Raw genomic sequence first — 20,139 nt, 5'->3', positions numbered from 1 at the left:
GCGCCGAGGTGTGGCGCGGGCGAAGGCGGGGATCAGATCCCGGACTTGATCTTGGTCCAGAGGCGGGTCAGCGTGCGCTGTTCCTTGGCGCCGAAGGGGGTCACCGTGTAGAGGTTTTCCAGCGTCGCCTCGTCAGGGTAGATCGCGGTGTCGTCAATCACGTCCTCGACCAGAAACTCCTGGCTCGCCAGGTTGCCGTTGGCGTAATAGACATAGTTCGACGCCGCCGCCATGTTCTGCGCATCCATGATGAAGTTCAGGAAGGTATGGGCCGCCTCGGGGTTCGGCGCATCGACCGGGATGGCCATCTGGTCGAACCACATCAGGGCGCCTTCTTCGGGGATGTTGTAGGCGATCTCGACGCCGTTGTCGGCCTCGGCCGCGCGATCCCGCGATTGCAGCACGTCACCGGACCAGCCGAAGGCCACGCAGACATCGCCGTTTGCCAGGCCGTTGATGTAGTCCGAGCTGTCGAATTTCTGCACGTAGGGCCGCACGGCCATCAGGACTTCTTCGGCCTTGGCGAGGCTTTCCTCGTCCTTGGCGTCCGGGTCCATGCCGAGGTAGGACAGCGCGGCGGGGACCATTTCGGTCGGCGCATCAAGGAAGTGGACGCCGCAGGAGGCAAGCTTTTCCATGTTGGCCGGATCGAAGATCAGCGCCAGCGAGGACATCGGGGCGTCTTCGCCCAGCACTTCGGTCACCTTGCCGGTGTTCACGCCAAGGCCCGTGGTGCCCCACATGTAGTTGATCGAATATTCGCCTTCGGGGTCATAGACATCGGTGCGCGCCTGGATTGCATCCCAGAGGTTGTCGATGTTCGGCAGCTTGGACTTGTCCAGCGGCTGGAACGACCCGGCCATGATCTGGCGTTGCAGGAAGGTGCCGGTGGGCACGACCACGTCATAGCCCGAGCCGCCCGCCAGCATCTTGGTTTCCAGGATCTCGTTGGAATCGAAGACGTCGTAGACCAGATCGATGCCGGTCTCTTCTTCGAACTGGGTCAGCAGGTCCTCGTCGATGTAGTCGGACCAGTTGTAGACATGGACCTCGTCCGCCTGAACCGCTGCGGCGGTCAGGGCCAGCAGGGCCGTGAGGGAAAGGATGGGTTTCTTCATGGTTCGCTCCCGTGGATTTCGGGCTCTGAGAGCCTCTGTTGATCTGAATTTGATCAAACGCGGTTCGCATTGGCAATGTCCAGATGTTTTCACGGGCCATTCAACCGTGCAAGATGTACTCCTGTCCCCAAGGCAGAGGGCGAGATGATGAATTTGCAGGCAGTTCAGGAGAAGGACGCGGGCACCGGCGGTGCCGAGCGGTTGCCCGCGCACGAGGTCGCCTATCGGGCCCTGCGCGAAAGGGTGCTGTTCGGGCAGTTCGAGCCGGGGCAGGCCGTGACAATTCAGGGGCTGGTGGCCGAACTGGGTGCGGGCATGACCCCGGTGCGCGAGGCCCTGCGCCGGATGATGGCCGAAGGTGCGCTGGAATTCCGTGGAAACCGTCGGATTTCGGTCCCGGTGCTCAGCAGCGATCACATCGGGGAATTGCGCTTTGCCCGGTTGGCGCTGGAACCGGAACTGGCGCGGCGTGCCTGCCGAAACACCACAAATGCCGATATCCTTGCGCTGGAAGAAGCGGATGCGCAGCTGGACGAAGCGATCCGGCGCGGCAATGTGCATGATTATCTGGTGCAGAATCACCACTTTCACGCGCGTCTGAACCATATCGCCGACGCGCCGGTCCTGTCCGGGCTGGTCGATGGGCTCTGGCTGCGATTCGGCCCGTCGCTACGCGTGGTCTGCGGCCAGTTCGGCACCCGTAACCTGCCGGACATGCACAAGGATCTGATTGTCGCGCTGAAGGCCGGGGATTGCGCCGCCGCTGCCGAGGCGATCACCGGCGACGTGACACAGGGGATGGACATGATCGCCCAGTCGATCTGATCGCGGCCCGGCCCCGCCGGGGGCAGAATCACCCGTGAAGGAGCGGATTCGAAGGCGCGCGATTCGATTGACAGCAGGCAATTTGATCATATTCTGGGCGCGACAGTTTTTGGCCTCCCCGCTGCCGCGCGCGCCGTTGCGCAGACGCGCGAAAGCCGGGATGCAGAAGGCCCCGGGCGGGCCGATCAGGAAAGGACTTTGGCCATGGCCACGATCACCAACCACATGCCGACAGCCGAGCTTCAGGCGTTGGACGCGGCGCACCATGTGCACCCCTTCTCGACCCAGGCCGACCTTGAAAAGAGCGGCGTTCGGGTGATCACCGGCGCCAAGGGTGTCTGGCTGACCGACAGCGAAGGGTCCGAGATCCTCGATGCCATGGCCGGCCTCTGGTGCGTCAACATCGGCTACGGACGGGACGAACTGGCCGATGTCGCGGCGCGGCAAATGCGGGAACTGCCTTATTACAACACCTTCTTCATGACCTCGCATGTGCCGGTCATCGCCTTGTCGGCCAAGCTGGCGGAACTGGCGCCGGGGGATCTGAACCACACCTTCTTTGCCAGCTCCGGGTCCGAGGCCAACGATACCAACCTGCGCCTCGTGCGGACCTATTGGGGGGAAAAGGGCAAGCCGTCAAAACAGGTCATCATCTCGCGCTGGAATGCCTACCACGGGTCTTCCGTCGGGTCGGCCAGCCTTGGCGGCATGAAGGGGATGCATGCGCAGGGCGGTCTGCCGATTCCGGGCATTCATTACATCAACCAGCCCGACTGGTGGTCCGAAGGCGGCGATATGTCCCCCGAAGATTTCGGCCTTGCCCGTGCGCAGGAGCTGGAGCAGGCGATCATCGATCTGGGCGAAGACAACGTCGCGGCCTTCATCGCCGAACCGATCCAGGGCGCGGGCGGGGTCATCATTCCGCCGGAAACCTATTGGCCCGAGATCCAGCGCATCTGCGACAAGTACGAGATCCTGCTGATCGCGGATGAGGTGATCTGCGGCTTCGGGCGCACCGGCAGCTGGTTCGGCAGCCAGACCGTCGGCATCCGGCCCGACATCATGACCATCGCCAAGGGCCTGTCGTCGGGCTACCAGCCGATCGGCGGGTCGATCCTGTCGGATGAGGTCGCGGCAGTGATCGGCGCGACGGAATTCAACCATGGCTACACCTATTCGGGCCACCCGGTCGCCTCGGCCGTGGCGCTGGAAAACCTGCGCATCCTCGAAGAGGAAAAGATCGTGGACACCCTGCGCGACGACACCGGCCCCTACCTGAAGGCCAAGTTCGAGGAAATGGCCGAGCATCCGATGGTCGGCGAGGCCAAGATCATCGGCGCAATGGGATCTCTTGCCCTGACCCCGGACAAGGGCGCGCGGGCGAAATTCGCCGCGGATGCCGGAACCGTGGGCTACATGGTCCGGGAACGCTGCTTTGCCAACAACCTGGTGATGCGCCATGTCGGCGACCGGATGATCATCTCTCCGCCGCTGACGATCACCAAGGGTGAGATCGACACCCTGATCGCGCGCGCCTGGCAGTCGCTGGACGAAGGCATGGCCAACGTGAAGGATGCGGGACTGTTCGTCTAGGCGCCGAAGGCTTCCGACATGCCCCTTGCGGGCAGAAGCAAGCGGATGTGGCCAGTGGGTCGCATCCGTTTTGCATTTCGGCGCAGCGGTGCAATGGCCTCTGACCGCGCGGCGCTTGCCCCATCTGCGGGCCTTTGCTAGGCCTGCAGCAACGTCAGCCAGTTCCAGCCAGACCGCCCCGCAAGGAGAATACCATGTTTCTCACGCGTCGCGCCGTCCTGGCCGGATGTGCCGCCACCCTCGCGACCCCGGCCCTGGCCCAAGCGCAGGACAGGACCGAGGCCCGCGCGCGTCCCCGCGACGGTGGCCCGGCCGAGGTCATCGACGATCCCCGCATCAGCCGTTTCGACATTGGTCCGCAAGGCGCTGGGTGGCGCGTGCAACTGGCCCGGCCTGCGGTGCCGCCGCCACCGGGGGGCTATCCGATGATCGTCGCGCTGGACGGCAATGCGACCTTTCCGCTGTTCTGGCACCACCTGCAGCAGATCGCACCAGAGGCGCCGGTGGTGCTGGCGGGACTTGGCCACCCGGTCGAGGGGCGCTTTGACCTGGCGCGGCGCTGGGACGAGCTGACCTCGCCCGCGCTGGTGCCGCCGGGGGTGCAGGACCAGATGTCGGGGGACCATCAGACCGGCGGGCGCGATGCCTTCCGCGACATGATCGAAACCGACCTGCTGGGGCGGCTGGACGCGGAGCTGCCGCTCGATCCCGGCAAGCGGATGCTTTACGGCCATTCGCTGGGCGGGCTGTTCGGTCTGCATATGCTGTTTACCCGGCCGGGGCTGTTCCGCGCCTTGGTGGTGGCGGACCCGTCGACCTGGTGGAACAGTGGCGAAGCCCTGCGCGAGGCCGGGATCTTTGCCGGCGGAGTGCGGGCCGGGGGCGGGGCCATGGCGCAGCCCACCGACCTGCTGGTGATGAGCGGCGGATCCAGCCCGCGCATCGGTTCTGCCGACAGGCGCAGCTTTACCCCCGGTGTGGTCGAAACGCTTCAGGGCATCGCGGGGCTGAACGTGACCTATCGCCCCTTCCCCGACCTTAGCCATGGCGGGCTGATCGCCCCCTCGGTGGCCGAGGCCCTGGCCCTCCAATTGCAGATCACCGGCTGAATCATGAAAAAAGGGCCCGCCGCAGAACGGCAGGCCCCCTGTCTGTCGACTTGTGCGCTATTTCAGGCGCGGACCAGCTTTTCGTAGCTCAGCGAGATATCCTTGGTGATCTCGCCGACTTCGAAGTTGTAGTCGCCGATCTGCCCGACAGGGGTGACTTCGGCGGCGGTGCCGGTCAGCCAGCATTGTTCGAAGCCTTCCAGTTCTTCGGGCATGATATGGCGTTCATGCACGGTCAGGCCCTTGTCCTTCAGCATGCCGATCACGGTCTGGCGGGTGATCCCGTTCAGGAAGCAATCCGCCAGCGGGGTGTGGACCTCTCCGTTCTTGACGAAGAAGATATTGGCGCCGGTCGCTTCGGCCACGTAGCCGCGATAATCCATGAACAGCGCGTCGGAACAGCCCTTGGCCTCGGCCGCGTGCTTGGACATGGTGCAGATCATGTAAAGACCGGCGGCCTTGGCATGCACCGGGATGGTTTCAGGGCTGGGGCGTTTCCACTTGGCGATGTCGAGCTTTGCGCCCTTCATCTTTGCGTCGCCGTAGTAATTACCCCATTCCCAGCCGGCAATTGCCATGCGGACGGGGTTCTTCATCGACGAGACACCCATGTCTTCGCCCGCGCCACGCCAGGCCACGGCCCGGACATAGGCATCGGTCCAGCCATTGGCGGCCAGCATGTCGTACTTGGCCTTCTCGATCTCTTCCACGGAATAGGGGATCTCGAAGTCCAGCATCTGTGCCGAGGCGCGCAGGCGTTCGGAATGCTGCACACCCTTGAAGATCTTGCCGTTGTAGCAACGTTCGCCTTCGAAGACGGACGAGGCATAGTGCAGCGCATGGGTCAGAATGTGTACGTTCGCATCGCGCCAGTCTACCAGCGTGCCATCCATCCAGATCTTGCCATCGCGGTCATCATATGCGGCCATCGCGAACCTCCTGACTTTCGTATCTAATTTACATAAGTTGCGTTCACATCGCCTCATACAGACAGAATATTTCGCAAACGCATGGGTTAGGTAGCTATTGATTTTTAGAAAGTCAACAAGTCTGACTTATTTTCGTCGCAGGGTTGAAAACCGGGGCGTTCCCGGGACAATCTCTGAAGCCGTCCCGCGACAGGATGTTGCGGGCGCATGGGACAGCAAGGGGGCGGGCAATTTGCCCCGCCGGGACAGGGACGGGACGTAAGCGCATGTCGGACACGCATCTTGGGGACAACCTGCTTTTCCTGACGGACGAACAATTGCGTCAGGGGATAGAGGCGATGTTCTTCGCCTACCGGGGCTTCACCGGCGCGCCGGATCAGATCCTGGAAGGTATGGCCTATGGCCGCGCCCATCACCGCGCCCTGCATTTCATAGCCCGGGTGCCCGGCATGAAGGTCAGCCGCCTGCTGGCCATCCTCGGGGTGACCAAGCAAAGCCTGAACCGGGTCCTGCGCAGCCTGATCGCCGATGAGCTTGTCGAAAGCCGGGTTGGCCGCGCCGACAAGCGTGAACGCCATCTGTACCTGACCGAACGCGGTGCCGCGCTTGAAACCGAATTGTCGGAGGCGCAGCGCAAATGGGTCCGCAACGCCTATCGCAAGGCCGGGCCGGATGCGGTCGTGGGCTTTCGCCAGGTGCTGGAATCGATGATGGATAGCGAGATGCGCCGCGTCTATGGTACGCTTCGGGACGGAGGCTCATGAACGAACCAAATCCGCATCTGCTGATCGTCGACGATGACGAACGTATCCGGGATCTTCTGGCGAAGTTCCTGAAGCGGAACGGTTTCCTTGTCTCGACCGCGCGCGATGCCGCCCATGCCCGCCGGCTGTTGTCCGGGCTGGAATTCGATCTTCTCGTGCTGGACGTGATGATGCCGGGCGAAGACGGCATCTCCCTGACCGAACGCCTGCGGTCCCGGATGTCGACGCCGATCCTGCTGCTGACCGCGCGGGGCGAGGCCGAGGATCGCATTCGCGGTCTGGAAGCCGGGGCCGACGACTACCTGACCAAGCCTTTCGAGCCGCGCGAATTGCTGCTGCGGATCAACGCGATCCTGCGCCGGATGCCGGAATTGCCGTCCCAGGCCAGCGTGCCCAAGGTGCTGCACATGGGGGATGTGCGCTATGACATGGAACGCGGAGAGCTTTGGCGCGGCGATGCCTCGGTCCGCCTGACCGCGACCGAAGTTCAGTTGATGCGGGCGTTTTCCGCCCAGCCCGGCGAACCCCTGTCCCGTCTGCAACTGGTCGAGGAACTGGGTCGTGGCGGGTCCGGCGATCAGCATGGGGCGCAGGAACGGGCCGTGGACGTTCAGATCACCCGGCTGCGGCGCAAGATCGAAGACGACCCGAAACAGCCGCGCTACCTTCAGACCGTGCGCGGCGCGGGCTATCTTCTGGCGCCGGACTAGGTCAGCAGGGATTCGATGTCTTCGATCATCGCCAGCGTCATCTCGCGGGTGGTGGCGATGCGGCGGGGGCCGATCGTTTCATCCTCGACCCGGATCAGGGTCTCGTAACACAGGAAATAGGGCAGGAACCCGTCGCGTTCGGCCGGGGACATGTCAAAGGCGTCGCAAAAGGCCTCGACAGTGGCGCGGTCCACGCCGAACAGGCGCTGGCCAGAGGGCAGCACGCCGCGCCGGGCCGCATGAACCAGGTTGCGGGCCATATCGCGATAGATCGGCGCGGTGCTCGAGGCGCTGATGTCGATGCCCCACAGGATATCACGGCCCCTGTTCCAGATCAGATTGTTGGGGTGGAAATCCCCATGGGCCAGGCTGACCCGCCAGTCGCCCTCCAGCCGGTGGGACAGCCTCTGCATCAGGTCCAGCAGGCGCGCTTCGGGCTCGATCAGATCGGGGTGGCGCTGTTTCGTGGCGCTTTCGGCCGCCCATTTGCGCCAGGGCCCCCGGTTCACGGCGCGCCAGCGCAGGGTCGGCGTAGCATGGTGCAGCAGCCAGCCGGCCATCCGCGGGGCGACGTCGGCGTGATGGCGGGGCTTGGCATTCATCAGGAATTCCAGCACCGGGCGCCCGCCGGCGCGGGCCGTGATGCGCAGGGTGCCGTCGTCCAGCAGCCCCAGGGGTTCGGGCACGCGGTAGAGCCCCTCGGCCATGTAGCCGCGCAGTCGCGTTGCCTCTTCCACGCCGCGCAACTGGGCGCGGGCGACATGTGGCGACAGCGCAAGGTGAAAAATTGCGGACCGGCCCCGGTAATGCCCGGAAAAGATCGCCCCACGCTGTGGGCGCAGGCGCAGGATCTGCGACAGCTCGGCGTTCGCATCCCCCAGCAGCGTCTCGGCCAGTTCGGCGGCGGCGATGGCCGCCTCCGGGGCGACCTTGGCTGGATGAAGGGCAGGGCTGGTCATACCGCCAGAATGGCCATGGCGGCCCCGCCGCGTCAATCGCTCCGGTTGTGGGGCCGTCGCGGGGCGCGCGCCAAACGCCGGCTGCCTTGGACAATTGAACCCGGACTGCGCCCCGGATATGCTTGTCCCGAACCTGAACGCGGAGCCCGACCATGACCGATACCCCCATTGCCGAGATGTCCTTCGAAGCCGCCATGAAGGCGCTCGAATCCGTCGTCGGTCAGCTGGAACGTGGCGACGTGGAACTCGAAGCCTCCATCGCGCTTTACGAACGCGGTGCCGAGCTGAAGAAGCATTGCGAAAAGAAGCTGGGCGAGGCGCAGGAAAAGGTCGCGGCGATCACGCTGGACAGCGACGGCAACCCGGCGGGTCTGACCCCGGTCGAAGGGCTCTGATCTTGGGCGGACCGGGTCCCGATTTCCAGGCGGCGCTGGGCGCGGCAGGGCAGGCCGTGTCGGACCGGCTGACCGAAGCGCTGGGCGATTTCACCGGCACCACCGGTGCGGCCATGCGCTATGGCGTCGGCGGGGGCAAGCGGTTGCGGGCCTTCCTGGTGCTGGAGGGCGCTCAGCTGCATGGGGTGGCGCGCGCGCCTGCGCTGGACGCGGCGGCGGCGATCGAGGCGATCCATGGCTACAGCCTTGTTCATGACGACCTGCCGGCGATGGATGACGACGACCTGCGCCGGGGCCAGCCCACGGTGCATGTCAAATGGGACGAAGCCACGGGCATCCTGACCGGCGATGCGCTGCAAAGCCTGGCGTTCGAACTGCTGGCCCGCGCCGATCTGCCCGAAACCCGGCGCCTGACCCTGATCGCGGGCCTTGCCCGTGCGGCGGGCGGGCAGGGTATGGTGCTGGGACAGGCGCTCGACATTGCGGCGGAAAGCGCGGCGACCCCGCTCGACCTCGATCAGATCATGCAGCTTCAGGCGCTGAAGACCGGGGCGCTTTTCGAATGGTCCGCCACCGCCGGGCCGATCATGGCCGGGGCCGATCCCGCGCCGATGGCCCGTTACGCGGCGGCACTTGGCCTTGCCTTCCAGATTGCCGACGACATCCTTGACGTGGAAGGCGACGAGGCGGCGGCCGGCAAGCGGCTGGGCAAGGACAGCGATGCGGGCAAGGCCACCTTCGTGTCCCTGATGGGCCTGGAACCCGCGCGGGCCCGGGCGCAGGCGTTGATCGACGAGGCTTGCGAAGCCTTAACCCTATACGGGGATGATGCGCAGAACTTGCGGCAGGCGGCGCGCTTCGTTATCTCGCGCAAAAGCTAGGACGACGGCAAGGCTGCGGCCGGTGACACGCAAGCCAGACGGCCAGTCAGAAGACCGAAGCGGAGCCATTATGACCGACAGACCCGAAACACCGCTGCTCGACAGGGTCGTCTCCCCGGCCGACATGAAACCCCTGTCGGATGCCGAGCTGCGCCGCCTCGCCGATGAATTGCGGGCCGAGACGATTTCGGCCGTCAGCGAAACCGGCGGTCACCTTGGCGCGGGGCTGGGCGTCGTCGAACTGACCGTGGCGCTGCATGCGGTCTTCGAGGCGCCGCGTGACAAGATCATCTGGGATGTCAGCCACCAGTCCTATCCGCACAAGATCCTGACCGGGCGGCGCGACCGGATCCGGACCCTGCGCCAGAAGGACGGGCTGTCGGGGTTTACCAAACGTTCGGAAAGCCCCTTTGACCCCTTCGGGGCTGCCCATAGCTCGACCTCGATTTCCGCCGCGCTCGGCTTTGCCGTGGCCCGCGATCTGGGTGGCCAGGTGCCCGAAGGGCTGGGGGATGCGATTGCCGTGATCGGTGATGGCGCGATGAGCGCCGGCATGGCCTTCGAGGCGATGAACAACGCCGGGCATCTGAAAAAGCGGATGATCGTCATCCTGAACGACAATGAAATGTCGATTGCCCCGCCGGTCGGCGCATTGTCGAGCTATCTGACCCGGCTTTATTCCGGCGCGCCTTTCCATCAGTTCAAGGCCGCTGCCAAGGGCGCGGCCAGCTTCCTGCCGCCGCCCTTCAAGGAAGGCGCCAAGCGCGCCAAGGAGATCCTCAAGGGCATCGCCGTGGGCGGCACCCTGTTCGAGGAACTCGGTTTTTCCTACATCGGCCCGCTGGATGGCCATGACATGACGCAGCTGTTGCCGGTGCTGCGCACGGTCAAGGCGCGGGCGACCGGCCCGGTGCTGATCCACGTGGTGACCAGGAAGGGCAAGGGCTATGCCCCCGCCGAAAGTGCGTCGGACAAGGGGCATGCCACGGCGAAATTCCACGTGCCCTCGGGCAAGCAGGTCAAGGCGCCCTCCAACGCGCCGAGCTATACCAACGTCTTCGCCCAGGAACTCGTGCGCCTTGCGGCCGAGGATACGCGCGTCTGCGCCGTCACGGCGGCGATGCCCGATGGCACCGGTCTGGGCCTGATGGCGGAACGGTTCCCGTCGCGCTGCTTTGACGTGGGCATTGCCGAACAGCATGGCGTGACCTTTGCCGCCGGTCTTGCGGCGGCGGGGATGCGGCCCTTCTGCGCGATGTATTCGACCTTTTTGCAACGCGGCTACGACCAGGTTGTGCATGATGTCGCGATCCAGCGCCTGCCGGTGCGTTTCGCCATCGACCGCGCCGGTCTGGTCGGGGCTGACGGCGCCACCCATGCGGGCAGCTACGACGTGGCCTACATGGCGAACCTGCCGGGCATGGTCGTGATGGCCGCCGCCGACGAGGCCGAGCTGAAGCACATGGTGGCCACCGCAGCCGCTCATGACGACGGGCCCATCGCCTTCCGCTATCCGCGCGGCGAAGGCATGGGTGTCGAGATGCCCGAAAAGGGCGAGGTGCTGGAAATCGGCAAGGGCCGCATGATCCGCGAGGGCGGGCGCGTGGCGATCCTGTCCTTCGGCACCCGCCTGGGGGAGGTCCTGAAAGCCGCCGAAGCGCTATCGGCCCGCGGAATTTCCCCCACCATTGCAGATGCCCGCTTTGCCAAGCCACTGGACCGCGACCTGATCCTGCGCCTTGCCCGCGATCACGAGGCGCTCATCACCATCGAAGAAGGCGCTGTCGGCGGTTTCGGCAGCCATGTCGCGCAGCTTCTGTCGGACGAAGGCGTCTTTGATCAGGGGCTGAAATACCGCTCGATGGTGCTGCCCGATATCTTCATCGACCAGGCCAGCCCGGCGGATATGTACGCGGTGGCAAAGCTCGGTGCGGCGGATATCGAGGCCAGGGTGCTGGACGTGCTCGGGGTGGAGCGGCTGGAAAAGCGCGCCTGATCCAGTCCCGTCGGCGGAAAGGCGGCATCGGAACAAACCCGACCCGCGAAGGTTGATTGCACAGTGGCAGCAGGACAGGTAGGGGCGTCTCAGGGCGATGGCCCGATGGTCGCGCGCCAGCACATGCGACCGTATCCAGAAAGGATACCCTTCCCAATGCGCCTTTCGATAGATGTTTCGATGCACTACCGGCTGAACGGGCCGGATACGGTTTTCCTTGCGCTGGAAGCGGCCGGGACCGATGGCCAGCAGATCCTGTCCCATCACCTTGACCTCGGCGATGCGATCCTTGACCGGATCGCCGGCGATGCCGGGATCGGCGAACGGATCTGGGCCCGCGTTCCGGGCAACGAGATGCAGTTGCGTTATCAGGCCGAGGTCGAGGTGACGCGCCCCGCCGCGCATCTGGAAAGCCTGTCGGCAATGCCGCTGCACCAGCTTCCGGCCCATGTCGCCCCTTATCTGCGCCCCTCTCGGTACTGCCAGTCGGACAAATTCGTGGCCTTCGTGGACAAGCGCTTTGGCCATTTGCCCGGCGGGCAGAAGATTGCCGCGATCCGCAACTGGATCGAATCAGAGCTGTCCTACGTGCCGGGCAGTTCGGATGCGGATACCAACGTGCTGGAAACATTCGCCGGGCGGCAGGGGGTCTGTCGCGATTACGCGCATCTGTTCTGCACAATGGCGCGGGCGGCGCGTATTCCCGCGCGGGCGGTGGCGGCCTATGGACCAGATGTGACACCGCAGGATTTCCACGCCGTGGCTCAGGTCTGGCTGGACAATGCCTGGCATCTGGTCGACTCGACCGGCATGTGCGGCGCGGACGGACTGGCGGTGATCGCCGTGGGGCGCGACGCCTATGACATTGCCTTCATGGAATCTCAGGGGCCGGCCGAAATGGTGTCGCTGTCGGTCAATGTTCAGCGCATCTAGCCGCCGACCCCGGTGCTGACCAGCCACCAGATCGCAGCCAGGCTGGCGCCGGTCCAGATGTAGCCGAACAGCGTGAACAACCCGTCCCGCGCCAGCAGCCCGATCGCAAGAAAGGTGATCGCGGTCGCAAACAGCGACGTCACCATCGGCAGGATCTCGAGCGCCGGGATGATCAGACAGATCAGGCAGATCAGGCATAGCGTGACAAGCCGCGCGGGTTTGCTTTGCAGGTTCGACAGGCGCCGTCGGGTGTGCCTGTCGACCCAGGCGCAGGGCTTGCGCAGCCAGTCGAGCGTCTTCTCCAGCCGTTCGGCGGCCACCTCGCGCCGCTTCAGCCAGGAGGGGACCCAGATATGCGGCCGCCCCAGTAGCTTTTGCACGGTGATCAGGAAGATGATCGTCGCGCCGATGGTCGGCAGGCCGAAGATCCCCGACAGCGGCGACACCAGGATCAGCGAGGGCACCAGGATGATGGGTGAGAAACTCCGCGTGCCGATCTCGGACAGCACGTCGCCGATCGACACGGACTTGCCTTCTCCGGCGCCGGCGACCGCGTCGAGGATCTCTTCCAGGGACCGCAATTGCGGATCGCTGCCCGGTTTGTCGCCACCGGTCGTGTCGGGTTCAATCACTGTCATGCCGGATCAACGCGGCAGCACGCTGCCGGTTCATTTATTATCCGCTTCATCAGCCGGTTCCAGCGCCAGTAGCGCGGCGAGCCCGTCCCGATAGGACGGATAACGCAGCTTGACGCCAAGTGCGTCCTTGATGCGGTTGTTCCGCACCCGCTTGCTTTCGGCGTAGAAGCTGCGGGCCATGGGGGTCATGTCGGCGGATGCGAAATCCTCGGCTTCGGGCAGGGGCAGGCCCAGCAGGGTGGCGGCATGGCCGATCACATCCTGCGGCGGGGCCGGGTCGTCGTCGCAGACATTGTAGATCGCGCCGGGGTCGGGATGCGCGATGGAGGCGGCAAGGGTCTGGGCGATGTCCTCGACATGGATGCGGCTGAAGACCTGACCGGGCTTCAGGATGCGCCGCGCGGTGCCGGCGCGCACCTTGGCAAAGGGACCGCGCCCCGGACCATAGATCCCGGCAAGACGGAATATATGCAACGGCAGGCCGGGGATCGCGGACCAGGCGGCCTCGGCCTGCATCCGCCAGGTTCCGCGTCGCGTCGATGGGGTCAGGGGCGTGGTTTCGTCCACCCAATCGCCGTCGTGATCGCCGTAGACACCGGTGGTGGACAGGTAGCCGACCCAGTCGAACTGACCCGCCCGCGCCGCAATCGCCGCGCCAAGGTGGCGCAGCACCGGGTCGCCCTCCGCATCCGGGCCGGCGGAAATCAGCAGATGGGTCGCGCGGTCCAGCAGGGGTTCCAGCGGCGCGCCGGGAAAGACATGGGCCGTCACGCCGCTGGCGGTGATGGCCGCGCGTTTTTCATCGCTGCGGGTGGTGCCATGCAATGCCATGCCCTGCTCCAGAAGGATCGGGGTCAGGGCACGGGCCGAATAGCCATGGCCGAAGGAAATCATCAGGGCGTTCATGCCAGCAGTTTCGCCGCGCCCGTCAGCAGAGGCAAGGGGTGTGGCACGGCGGGGGAACCTAAGGGGCCAAGTGCTGCGCCTGTGCTTGCACCTTCGCGCCGGGCGGGACAAAAAGGGCGAAAAGGAGATTCCGATGACCGAGCGTGTTCTGACCCCGGATGTCCCGCAAACGGAAAGCTTTACCGATGCGGAGGCTGCGGTCGACCGCCTGATCTTGCTTTACGACACGGCAGCGGGGTTTCTTCAGGACCGCTTCATGGAGGCGATGCTGACCGCGACCCGCCCAGAGGCGCGTATCCGTGCCTTTTATCCCGAGGTTCGCATCACCACGACGAGCTTTGCCAAGATCGACAGCCGGCTCAGCTTTGGTCACGTGGCGGCACCGGGGACCCATGCAGCGACGATCACGCGCCCGGACCTGTTCCGCAATTACCTGATCCAGCAGATCGGCCAGCTGATCCGCAATTACGGCACCACGGTGCAGGTTGGCCCGTCGGATACGCCGATGCCGGTGCATTTCGCCGTGGCCCGCGACCCGTCGGTGACCGTGCCCCACGAAGGCGCTGCGGCCTTTACCCTGCGCGATGTCTTCGACGTGCCGGACCTGACCAATACCAATGACGACATCGTCAACGGGATCGCCGTGCCGGGCCCCGACGGGGTCGAACCGCTGGCCCCCTTCACCGCGCAGCGGGTGGATTATTCACTGGCCCGGCTCAGCCACTACACGGCCACAGACCCCGAACATTTCCAGAACCACGTGCTGTTCACCAACTACCAGTTCTACGTCTCGGAATTCGAAGCTTTCGCCCGTGCCATGCTGGCCGATCCCGACAGCGGCTACACCAGTTTCGTCACCACCGGAAATGTCGAGATCACGGGCCCCAACGACCTGGTCCCGCCGGTTGCCAAGGCGCCGCAGATGCCCGCCTACCACCTGAAACGCGAAGGGGCGATGGGGATCACCCTGGTCAATATCGGCGTCGGTCCGTCCAACGCCAAGACCGCGACCGACCATATCGCCGTGTTGCGCCCCCATGCCTGGATCATGGTCGGCCATTGTGCCGGGCTGCGCAACTCGCAGACCCTGGGCGATTTCGTCCTCGCCCATGCCTATCTGCGCGAAGACAAGGTGCTGGACGACGATCTGCCGGTCTGGGTCCCGATCCCCGCCCTGGCCGAGATCCAGGTTGCGCTGGAAGAGGCGGTCGAGGCCGAGACCCAGCTGGAAGGCTATGATCTGAAGCGGATCATGCGCACCGGCACCGTCGCCAGCCTCGACAATCGCAACTGGGAACTGCGCGATCAGACCGGTCCGGTGCAGCGCCTGTCGCAATCCCGCGCCGTTGCGCTGGACATGGAAAGTGCCACCATCGCGGCCAATGGGTTCCGGTTCCGGGTGCCCTATGGCACGCTGCTGTGCGTCAGTGACAAGCCCCTGCACGGAGAGCTGAAATTGCCCGGCATGGCGTCCGATTTCTACACCACGCAGGTCTCGCGCCACCTGATGATCGGGATTCGCGCAATGGAAAGCCTCCGCGACATGCCGTTGGAGCGATTGCACAGCCGCAAGTTGCGCAGCTTCGAGGAAACCGCCTTTCTGTGACACCTTTGCGGGGGCGCTGTCGACCGATGCCGATTTTGGCGCTCCCGTGAACCGTGCAGATCGGCGAGACCCTGCCTTCCCCTGCATCGCAAGGCAAAAAAGGCAGGAAAACATACTCAATTTGTTGTGTCGCTCCCCTACATCCGGTTATATGCCCCGCACGAGGCCCAACAGATCGGGCAGTGAAAGGAGACCATCGAATGGCAAAGCCGATGACCAAGACCCAACTCGTAGCCGCACTGGCCGAGGAAATGGGCGAAGACAAGAAAACCGCTTCCACCGCGCTTGATGCCGTGGTGGCAATCATTACCAAGGAAGTCTCCGAAGGCGGCGCAGTGACCCTGCCCGGCGTCGGCAAGATCTACTGCCGCGAGCGCCCCGAGCGCATGGTCCGCAACCCGGCCACCGGTGCGCAGATCAAGAAAGAAGCCGACAAGGTCGTCAAGATGACCATCGCCAAGGCCCTGAAAGACAGCGTCAACGGCGAATAAGCGACCTGCGGGACGCTTCCCTGGCCTTGATGCTCCTGCATGGCTGCCATGGTATGATATGTTGAAAGGCCGCCCTCCCGGGTGGCCTTTGGCGTTTCAACAGCATGTTTTTACTAAGTAATTTTCCGTGCTGCCTTCGGGAGGCGCGTGGTCGCGACGGCGCGCACTGGCGCATCTGCGACTGCGGGGGGTTTCCTGTCGACAAGGGCTCTGGTTATCTCCGCCCAGCCAGAGGGGCGCCCTTCCGGCCCCAGTATGTCGGAGAGGGACAAAATGGATATTCGTGCCATCGCCATGGGGCTGGCCTTTGCCTTCATGTGGTCCTCGGCCTTTACCTCGGCCCGGATCATCGTGGCCCATGCGCCGCCGATGTATTCGCTGTCGCTGCGCTTCCTGCTGTCGGGGCTCATCGCCCTGGCCCTGGCCCGCGCCATGGGCCAAAGCTGGCGGCTGAACCGGGCGCAATGGAAGGCCACGGTGATCTTCGGAATCTGTCAGAACGCGCTGTACCTGGGGCTGTTCTTCATCGCGATGCAATGGATAGAAGCGGGGCTTGCCTCGATCATCGCCTCGACCATGCCGCTGATGGTCGGGCTGTTCGGCTGGATCGTGCTGGGCGAAAGGCTGCGCCCCCTGGCGGTTTCGGGCCTTGTTCTGGGGGTGCTCGGCGCAGCTTTGATCATGGGAACGCGGATTTCCGGCGGGGCGGACCTGACCGGCATCCTGATCTGCATCATCGGTACGGCGGCGCTGGCCGTGGCCACCCTGTCGGCGCGCGGCGCCTCGGGCGGGGGCAACGTGATGAGCGTCGTCGGCTACCAGATGTTGATCGGTGCGGCGGCGCTGGCCATCGCCGCCTCGGTCTTTGAAACCTGGCATGTGACCTGGAGCCCGAGCTTGATTGCCGCCTTCTCCTATACTGTCCTGGTGCCGGGCGTGGCGGCCACCTGGTTGTGGTTCCTGCTGGTCAACCGGATCGGGGCGGTGAAGGCTGCGACCTTCCATTTCCTGAACCCCTTCTTCGGGGTTCTGGTCGCGGCCCTGATCCTGGGCGAGGCCATCGGCCCGCTGGATCTGGTTGGGGTGGCCATCGTTGCGGCGGGCATCCTGGCGGTGCAGTTGTCGCGCCAGAAAACTGTCGGCTGAACCGGCCTGCGCTTCCGAAGCAGCCCCGACTTCGATCGCCAAATGCCATATCGGCTGGGGCGCATTGCGGTGCTTGCCCCGGAAACGAGAAAAGGGGCACCGCAGGATTGTCCCGCCGCGATGCCCCTGTACTGCTCGTGAGTGGTGGTCTTTCGGCAGGTGCCGGACCAGCCGGGCTGATCAGTGCGGGTCAAGATTGCTCCCAGTCCCGGATACCTGCCAAACTCCCGCTGCGCCTGATCGGCTTGCCTGTTCCGATCGGGCCAGGGGGTCGGAAAAGGCCTGTGCCTGTAAGATGGCCCCCTGATCCCGTGGCGGAAGCTCCCCTTGCCGATTGCCTGTTGCGGGATTCCCCGCCGCCGGATCACGGTCGATCCAATTGGCGACTATCGCGCTGCCTGCTGTCCCCGAAGCTGTCGTTTCGGCCTCTTCCGGTTTCCATCCGCGCGCTGGCAACACCGTCCCGCCCGCCTGTGCATTTGCCGGTAACCCGCCGAACCACCCCGACAGCAGGGCAACCGCCCCGGCTATCGCGGCCACCGCAACCAGGCTGATCCCCATCAATCTGCTTTCGCGGCGACCCCGCTGCGGCGACAGGTCCTCAGCCGCAAAGCCCCGATTGCCGAATAGAATGTCCTGACGCATTGCCAAGCCTGCCTCCTGAAACCAACGCCCCGCCAGCCTGTCGGCGGATCCGGTCTGTCACAAAGACCCTGTTTCTGGGGACAAAGGCTCGGCTTAAATGATTAACAATTCGCAAAGGGGCCCGGCCTGCATGGCCACCGGCCCCTCAGGCCAGCAGCGCGATCAATACAGGCAGCGAAAAGAACGCCCCCACGGTCGAGACCATCACCGCCAGGGAGGCCGCGCCGGAATGCGGGGAATTTCTGGCCAGCAGGGGGAAGATGCCGAAAATCGGCATGGCGGTGGACAGGATCAAGGCGACTTCCCAATCGCCGCTCGGCGCAGGAAGGCCGATCAGGACCAGCATCAGCACCCAGGTCAGCGCGATCAGCGGGTGCAGGAACAACTTGAAGGCGGCAAGCGCCCCGGCCAGGCGAAAATTCCCGCGCAAGGGCAGCCCGACCAGAGATCCCCCGATCACGAACAGCGCCAGCGGGGAAGCCGCCTGGGACAACAAGTCCAGGGTCCGGTCCAGAGCAACAGGCATATGCAGCCCCGATACCGAAACCCCCGCCCCCAAAATCAGCCCGATGATGAAGGGCCGGCGCAGCACCGACAGGGCCAGCGTCCCGATGACGCGCAGCGGATGGCGTTGCTCGGAAGGGTTGGTGGCTTCGATCATGACCAGACCGATGGGGCTCAGCACGAAATTCTCGACCAGCAGGCACATGGCCAGCACGCGGGGCGCGATCTCGGGGAACAGGATCTGCATGATCGGATAGGCCAGAAAGGCGGAATTGGGTGTGGCCGCGCCAAGCACCCCGATGGCCCGCCGCGCCGGTCCGGTGCCCCACAGCTTCAGCGCGGTCCAGGCGATGCCCTGCGTGGTCAGCCCGGCCAGAGCGAGAAGGACAAGAAAGCCGGGGTCGATCAATTCGCCGAAACTGCGGGTGGCCGTGGCATGGAAAAGCAGTGCGGGCATGGCCAGCATCATGACGAAATTGCCAAGGACAGCCATGTCGCGGGGGGCGAAAACGCCCTTGCGGGTCAGCACATACCCCAGACCCACAATGGCAAAGATCGGAAAGGTGATCGACAGGACGGACAGCATCTAGCCGATCCTGCCGCCACCGTCCCCTATCTGTCCGCGATGCAAAAGCAGGTGATCCAGAACCACCAGCGCCATCATCGCCTCCCCCACCGGCACGGCGCGGATACCCACGCAGGGGTCGTGCCGCCCCTTGGTCACGATCTCGGTCGCCTCCCCGCGCCGGGTAATCGTCTGTCTTGTCTTCAGGATCGAACTCGTCGGCTTCACCGCAAAGCGCACCACCAGATCCTGCCCGGTGGAAATCCCGCCAAGGATCCCGCCTGCGTGGTTGGAGCTGTAGACGGGCGCGCCGTCGTTCCCCAAAAAGATCTCGTCGGCATTGTCCTCGCCTGTCAGGCAGGCAGCGTTCATGCCCTCGCCGATCTCCACGCCCTTGACGGCATTGATCGACATCATCGCAGCGGCGAGGTCGGTGTCGAGTTTGCCGTAGATCGGCGCGCCCAGCCCCGCAGGCACCCCGCGCGCCACCACTTCGCATATCGCGCCGACCGAATTGCCGCTCTTGCGCAGCCCGTCGAGGTAGTCTGCCCACTGCGCCGCTGCGCCGGCATCGGGACACCAGAAGGGGTTCTGATCGATCTGCGCCTCGTCAAAGCTGGCCCGGTCGATGCCATGCGGCCCGACCTGGGTCATGTAGCCCCGGATCTCGATCCCCGGCGCCAGCTTGTCCAGCGCGGCCCGCGCCAGCCCACCGGCGGCCACCCGCGCGGCCGTCTCGCGGGCCGAAGACCGCCCTCCGCCGCGATAATCGCGAATGCCGTACTTCTGCCAATAGGTGATATCCGCATGGCCGGGGCGGAATTTCTCGGCAATATCGCCGTAATCCTTGGACCTCTGGTCGGTATTGCGGATCATCATCTGCACAGGCGTGCCGGTGGTCTTGCCCTCGAAGACGCCTGAAAGGATCTCCACCTCGTCGGCCTCGCGCCGCTGGGTGGTATACTTGTTCTGTCCGGGTTTGCGGCGATCCAGCCAGCCCTGCAACTGCGCGACATCGACGTCGACCCCCGGCGGACAGCCATCCACCGTCGCGCCAAGCGCCGGGCCATGGCTTTCGCCCCAGGTCGTCACACGAAAGAGATGTCCGAAGGAATTTAATGACATGTCCGGCTCCGGAAGGTGATCGTCTCGCAGTTACCCCAAAGCCCTGCCATGTGCAATTCCACCCGTGGCGCGCGCCACCCCGTTTCCCTGTTCCAAATATCCCGGGGAGTCTCCGGTACGGAGACGGGGCAGAGCCCCCGCCACCCCTTGCGGCTCCCCAACCGCCCGCCTATGCTTTGCCTTACCTCGGGGTGCCCCAAAAGGGCTGAGATGCAGATGCGAACCCGTTGAACCTGATCCGGTTAAAACCGGCGGAGGGAAGGTCCGGCGCCCATGGCCCCCTCTTTCTCCGCCCGCAGCT

General features: G+C 64.8%; 19 protein-coding genes and 1 riboswitch. Of the genes, 12 read left to right on the top strand and 7 right to left on the bottom strand.

Annotation, left to right across the window (positions count from 1 at the left end; all coding sequences use genetic code 11):
* Nucleotides 1-32 precede the first annotated feature (32 nt).
* Nucleotides 33-1,118 carry a polyamine ABC transporter substrate-binding protein gene (locus PSAL_RS13225; protein WP_119841094.1) on the bottom strand — a complete coding sequence of 362 codons (1,086 nt, stop codon included), beginning with the start codon at nucleotides 1,116-1,118 and terminating at the stop codon, nucleotides 33-35.
* A gap of 144 nt (nucleotides 1,119-1,262) precedes the next feature.
* Here PSAL_RS13225 and PSAL_RS13220 point away from each other — a divergent pair, with 144 nt between their 5' ends.
* The 3 genes from PSAL_RS13220 to PSAL_RS13210 all read left to right on the top strand — a co-directional run bounded on the left by PSAL_RS13220 (nucleotide 1,263) and on the right by PSAL_RS13210 (nucleotide 4,645).
* The gene (locus PSAL_RS13220) at nucleotides 1,263-1,943 is read left to right on the top strand and encodes a GntR family transcriptional regulator (protein WP_119841093.1); all 681 of its coding nucleotides are present in this window, start codon (nucleotides 1,263-1,265) and stop codon (nucleotides 1,941-1,943) included.
* A gap of 204 nt (nucleotides 1,944-2,147) precedes the next feature.
* Nucleotides 2,148-3,536: an aspartate aminotransferase family protein gene (locus tag PSAL_RS13215; protein WP_119841092.1), complete on the top strand. Its 1,389-nt coding sequence runs from the start codon at nucleotides 2,148-2,150 to the stop codon at nucleotides 3,534-3,536.
* A gap of 194 nt (nucleotides 3,537-3,730) precedes the next feature.
* Nucleotides 3,731-4,645, top strand: coding sequence for an alpha/beta hydrolase (locus PSAL_RS13210; protein ID WP_119841091.1), 915 nt, complete (start codon nucleotides 3,731-3,733; stop codon nucleotides 4,643-4,645).
* Nucleotides 4,646-4,707: 62 nt separating this feature from the next.
* Here PSAL_RS13210 and PSAL_RS13205 read toward each other — a convergent pair whose 3' ends face one another.
* Nucleotides 4,708-5,574 (bottom strand): branched-chain amino acid aminotransferase, encoded by an 867-nt coding sequence (locus PSAL_RS13205; RefSeq protein WP_119841090.1) that lies wholly within the window; start codon nucleotides 5,572-5,574, stop codon nucleotides 4,708-4,710.
* A 266-nt stretch (nucleotides 5,575-5,840) separates the two neighbouring features.
* On the opposite strand from PSAL_RS13205, the gene PSAL_RS13200 reads away from it, so the two are divergent.
* Together PSAL_RS13200 and PSAL_RS13195 are read left to right on the top strand one after the other, a co-directional pair.
* The gene (locus PSAL_RS13200; protein ID WP_119841089.1) at nucleotides 5,841-6,338 is read left to right on the top strand and encodes a MarR family winged helix-turn-helix transcriptional regulator; all 498 of its coding nucleotides are present in this window, start codon (nucleotides 5,841-5,843) and stop codon (nucleotides 6,336-6,338) included.
* A complete protein-coding gene (locus PSAL_RS13195) occupies nucleotides 6,335-7,048 on the top strand; it encodes a response regulator (protein WP_119841088.1) in 714 nt (237 codons plus the stop codon). The genes PSAL_RS13200 and PSAL_RS13195 overlap by 4 nt, the downstream gene beginning before the upstream one ends.
* On the opposite strand, the gene PSAL_RS13190 is transcribed toward PSAL_RS13195, so the two are convergent.
* Nucleotides 7,045-8,007, bottom strand: coding sequence for a phosphotransferase (locus PSAL_RS13190; protein ID WP_119841087.1), 963 nt, complete (start codon nucleotides 8,005-8,007; stop codon nucleotides 7,045-7,047). The two genes, PSAL_RS13195 and PSAL_RS13190, sit on opposite strands and share 4 nt — an antisense overlap.
* Before the next feature lie 152 nt (nucleotides 8,008-8,159).
* On the opposite strand from PSAL_RS13190, the gene PSAL_RS13185 reads away from it, so the two are divergent.
* The 4 genes from PSAL_RS13185 to PSAL_RS13170 all read left to right on the top strand — a co-directional run bounded on the left by PSAL_RS13185 (nucleotide 8,160) and on the right by PSAL_RS13170 (nucleotide 12,212).
* Nucleotides 8,160-8,402: an exodeoxyribonuclease VII small subunit gene (locus PSAL_RS13185; RefSeq protein WP_119841086.1), complete on the top strand. Its 243-nt coding sequence runs from the start codon at nucleotides 8,160-8,162 to the stop codon at nucleotides 8,400-8,402.
* Nucleotides 8,403-8,404: 2 nt separating this feature from the next.
* Nucleotides 8,405-9,283 (top strand): polyprenyl synthetase family protein, encoded by an 879-nt coding sequence (locus tag PSAL_RS13180; protein ID WP_408004185.1) that lies wholly within the window; start codon nucleotides 8,405-8,407, stop codon nucleotides 9,281-9,283.
* A 70-nt stretch (nucleotides 9,284-9,353) separates the two neighbouring features.
* Entirely contained in the window at nucleotides 9,354-11,279 is a 1,926-nt protein-coding gene (gene dxs / locus PSAL_RS13175; protein WP_119841085.1) for a 1-deoxy-D-xylulose-5-phosphate synthase, read from the top strand.
* A 156-nt stretch (nucleotides 11,280-11,435) separates the two neighbouring features.
* The gene (locus tag PSAL_RS13170; protein WP_119841084.1) at nucleotides 11,436-12,212 is read left to right on the top strand and encodes a transglutaminase-like domain-containing protein; all 777 of its coding nucleotides are present in this window, start codon (nucleotides 11,436-11,438) and stop codon (nucleotides 12,210-12,212) included.
* On the opposite strand, the gene PSAL_RS13165 is transcribed toward PSAL_RS13170, so the two are convergent.
* The gene (locus tag PSAL_RS13165) at nucleotides 12,209-12,850 is read right to left on the bottom strand and encodes an exopolysaccharide biosynthesis protein (protein ID WP_119841083.1); all 642 of its coding nucleotides are present in this window, start codon (nucleotides 12,848-12,850) and stop codon (nucleotides 12,209-12,211) included. The genes PSAL_RS13170 and PSAL_RS13165 overlap by 4 nt on opposite strands.
* 30 nt (nucleotides 12,851-12,880) lie before the next feature.
* Nucleotides 12,881-13,756 (bottom strand): SDR family oxidoreductase, encoded by an 876-nt coding sequence (locus tag PSAL_RS13160; protein ID WP_119841082.1) that lies wholly within the window; start codon nucleotides 13,754-13,756, stop codon nucleotides 12,881-12,883.
* A 133-nt stretch (nucleotides 13,757-13,889) separates the two neighbouring features.
* On the opposite strand from PSAL_RS13160, the gene PSAL_RS13155 reads away from it, so the two are divergent.
* From PSAL_RS13155 to PSAL_RS13145, 3 genes are all read left to right on the top strand, one after another.
* A complete protein-coding gene (locus PSAL_RS13155) occupies nucleotides 13,890-15,362 on the top strand; it encodes an AMP nucleosidase (RefSeq protein ID WP_119841205.1) in 1,473 nt (490 codons plus the stop codon).
* A 200-nt stretch (nucleotides 15,363-15,562) separates the two neighbouring features.
* Nucleotides 15,563-15,853, top strand: a complete 291-nt coding sequence (locus tag PSAL_RS13150; protein WP_119841081.1) for an HU family DNA-binding protein — start codon at nucleotides 15,563-15,565, stop codon at nucleotides 15,851-15,853.
* A gap of 273 nt (nucleotides 15,854-16,126) precedes the next feature.
* On the top strand, nucleotides 16,127-16,999 hold the full coding sequence (locus PSAL_RS13145; RefSeq protein ID WP_119841080.1) for a DMT family transporter: 873 nt from the start codon (nucleotides 16,127-16,129) through the stop codon (nucleotides 16,997-16,999).
* A gap of 790 nt (nucleotides 17,000-17,789) precedes the next feature.
* On the opposite strand, the gene PSAL_RS13140 is transcribed toward PSAL_RS13145, so the two are convergent.
* Nucleotides 17,790-18,734, bottom strand: coding sequence for an AEC family transporter (locus PSAL_RS13140; RefSeq protein ID WP_119841079.1), 945 nt, complete (start codon nucleotides 18,732-18,734; stop codon nucleotides 17,790-17,792).
* Nucleotides 18,735-19,838 carry a chorismate synthase gene (gene aroC, locus PSAL_RS13135; RefSeq protein ID WP_119841078.1) on the bottom strand — a complete coding sequence of 368 codons (1,104 nt, stop codon included), beginning with the start codon at nucleotides 19,836-19,838 and terminating at the stop codon, nucleotides 18,735-18,737.
* A 177-nt stretch (nucleotides 19,839-20,015) separates the two neighbouring features.
* Nucleotides 20,016-20,115: riboswitch (TPP riboswitch) on the top strand.
* The last annotated feature ends 24 nt before the right edge of the window (nucleotides 20,116-20,139 follow it).

Source organism: Pseudooceanicola algae (assembly GCF_003590145.2).
In the GTDB taxonomy this organism is placed as follows: Bacteria; Pseudomonadota; Alphaproteobacteria; order Rhodobacterales; family Rhodobacteraceae; genus Pseudooceanicola; species Pseudooceanicola algae.
Note: the sequence above shows the minus strand (reverse complement) of the source record. Positions and strands in the feature narration are given on the sequence as shown.

Bases quoted from the DNA above. Each gene is read 5' to 3' on its own strand.
- PSAL_RS13190 (WP_119841087.1), bottom strand. From the start codon at position 8,007: ATGACCAGCCCTGCCCTTCATCCAGCCAAGGTCGCCCCGGAGGCGGCC.
- PSAL_RS13210 (WP_119841091.1), top strand. From the start codon at position 3,731: ATGTTTCTCACGCGTCGCGCCGTCCTGGCCGGATGTGCCGCCACCCTC.
- PSAL_RS13215 (WP_119841092.1), top strand. From the start codon at position 2,148: ATGGCCACGATCACCAACCACATGCCGACAGCCGAGCTTCAGGCGTTG.
- PSAL_RS13140 (WP_119841079.1), bottom strand. From the start codon at position 18,734: ATGCTGTCCGTCCTGTCGATCACCTTTCCGATCTTTGCCATTGTGGGT.
- PSAL_RS13195 (WP_119841088.1), top strand. From the start codon at position 6,335: ATGAACGAACCAAATCCGCATCTGCTGATCGTCGACGATGACGAACGT.
- dxs (WP_119841085.1), top strand. From the start codon at position 9,354: ATGACCGACAGACCCGAAACACCGCTGCTCGACAGGGTCGTCTCCCCG.
- PSAL_RS13205 (WP_119841090.1), bottom strand. From the start codon at position 5,574: ATGGCCGCATATGATGACCGCGATGGCAAGATCTGGATGGATGGCACG.
- PSAL_RS13145 (WP_119841080.1), top strand. From the start codon at position 16,127: ATGGATATTCGTGCCATCGCCATGGGGCTGGCCTTTGCCTTCATGTGG.
- PSAL_RS13200 (WP_119841089.1), top strand. From the start codon at position 5,841: ATGTCGGACACGCATCTTGGGGACAACCTGCTTTTCCTGACGGACGAA.
- PSAL_RS13160 (WP_119841082.1), bottom strand. From the start codon at position 13,756: ATGAACGCCCTGATGATTTCCTTCGGCCATGGCTATTCGGCCCGTGCC.
- PSAL_RS13165 (WP_119841083.1), bottom strand. From the start codon at position 12,850: ATGACAGTGATTGAACCCGACACGACCGGTGGCGACAAACCGGGCAGC.
- PSAL_RS13150 (WP_119841081.1), top strand. From the start codon at position 15,563: ATGGCAAAGCCGATGACCAAGACCCAACTCGTAGCCGCACTGGCCGAG.
- PSAL_RS13220 (WP_119841093.1), top strand. From the start codon at position 1,263: ATGATGAATTTGCAGGCAGTTCAGGAGAAGGACGCGGGCACCGGCGGT.
- PSAL_RS13170 (WP_119841084.1), top strand. From the start codon at position 11,436: ATGCGCCTTTCGATAGATGTTTCGATGCACTACCGGCTGAACGGGCCG.
- aroC (WP_119841078.1), bottom strand. From the start codon at position 19,838: ATGTCATTAAATTCCTTCGGACATCTCTTTCGTGTGACGACCTGGGGC.
- PSAL_RS13155 (WP_119841205.1), top strand. From the start codon at position 13,890: ATGACCGAGCGTGTTCTGACCCCGGATGTCCCGCAAACGGAAAGCTTT.
- PSAL_RS13225 (WP_119841094.1), bottom strand. From the start codon at position 1,118: ATGAAGAAACCCATCCTTTCCCTCACGGCCCTGCTGGCCCTGACCGCC.
- PSAL_RS13185 (WP_119841086.1), top strand. From the start codon at position 8,160: ATGACCGATACCCCCATTGCCGAGATGTCCTTCGAAGCCGCCATGAAG.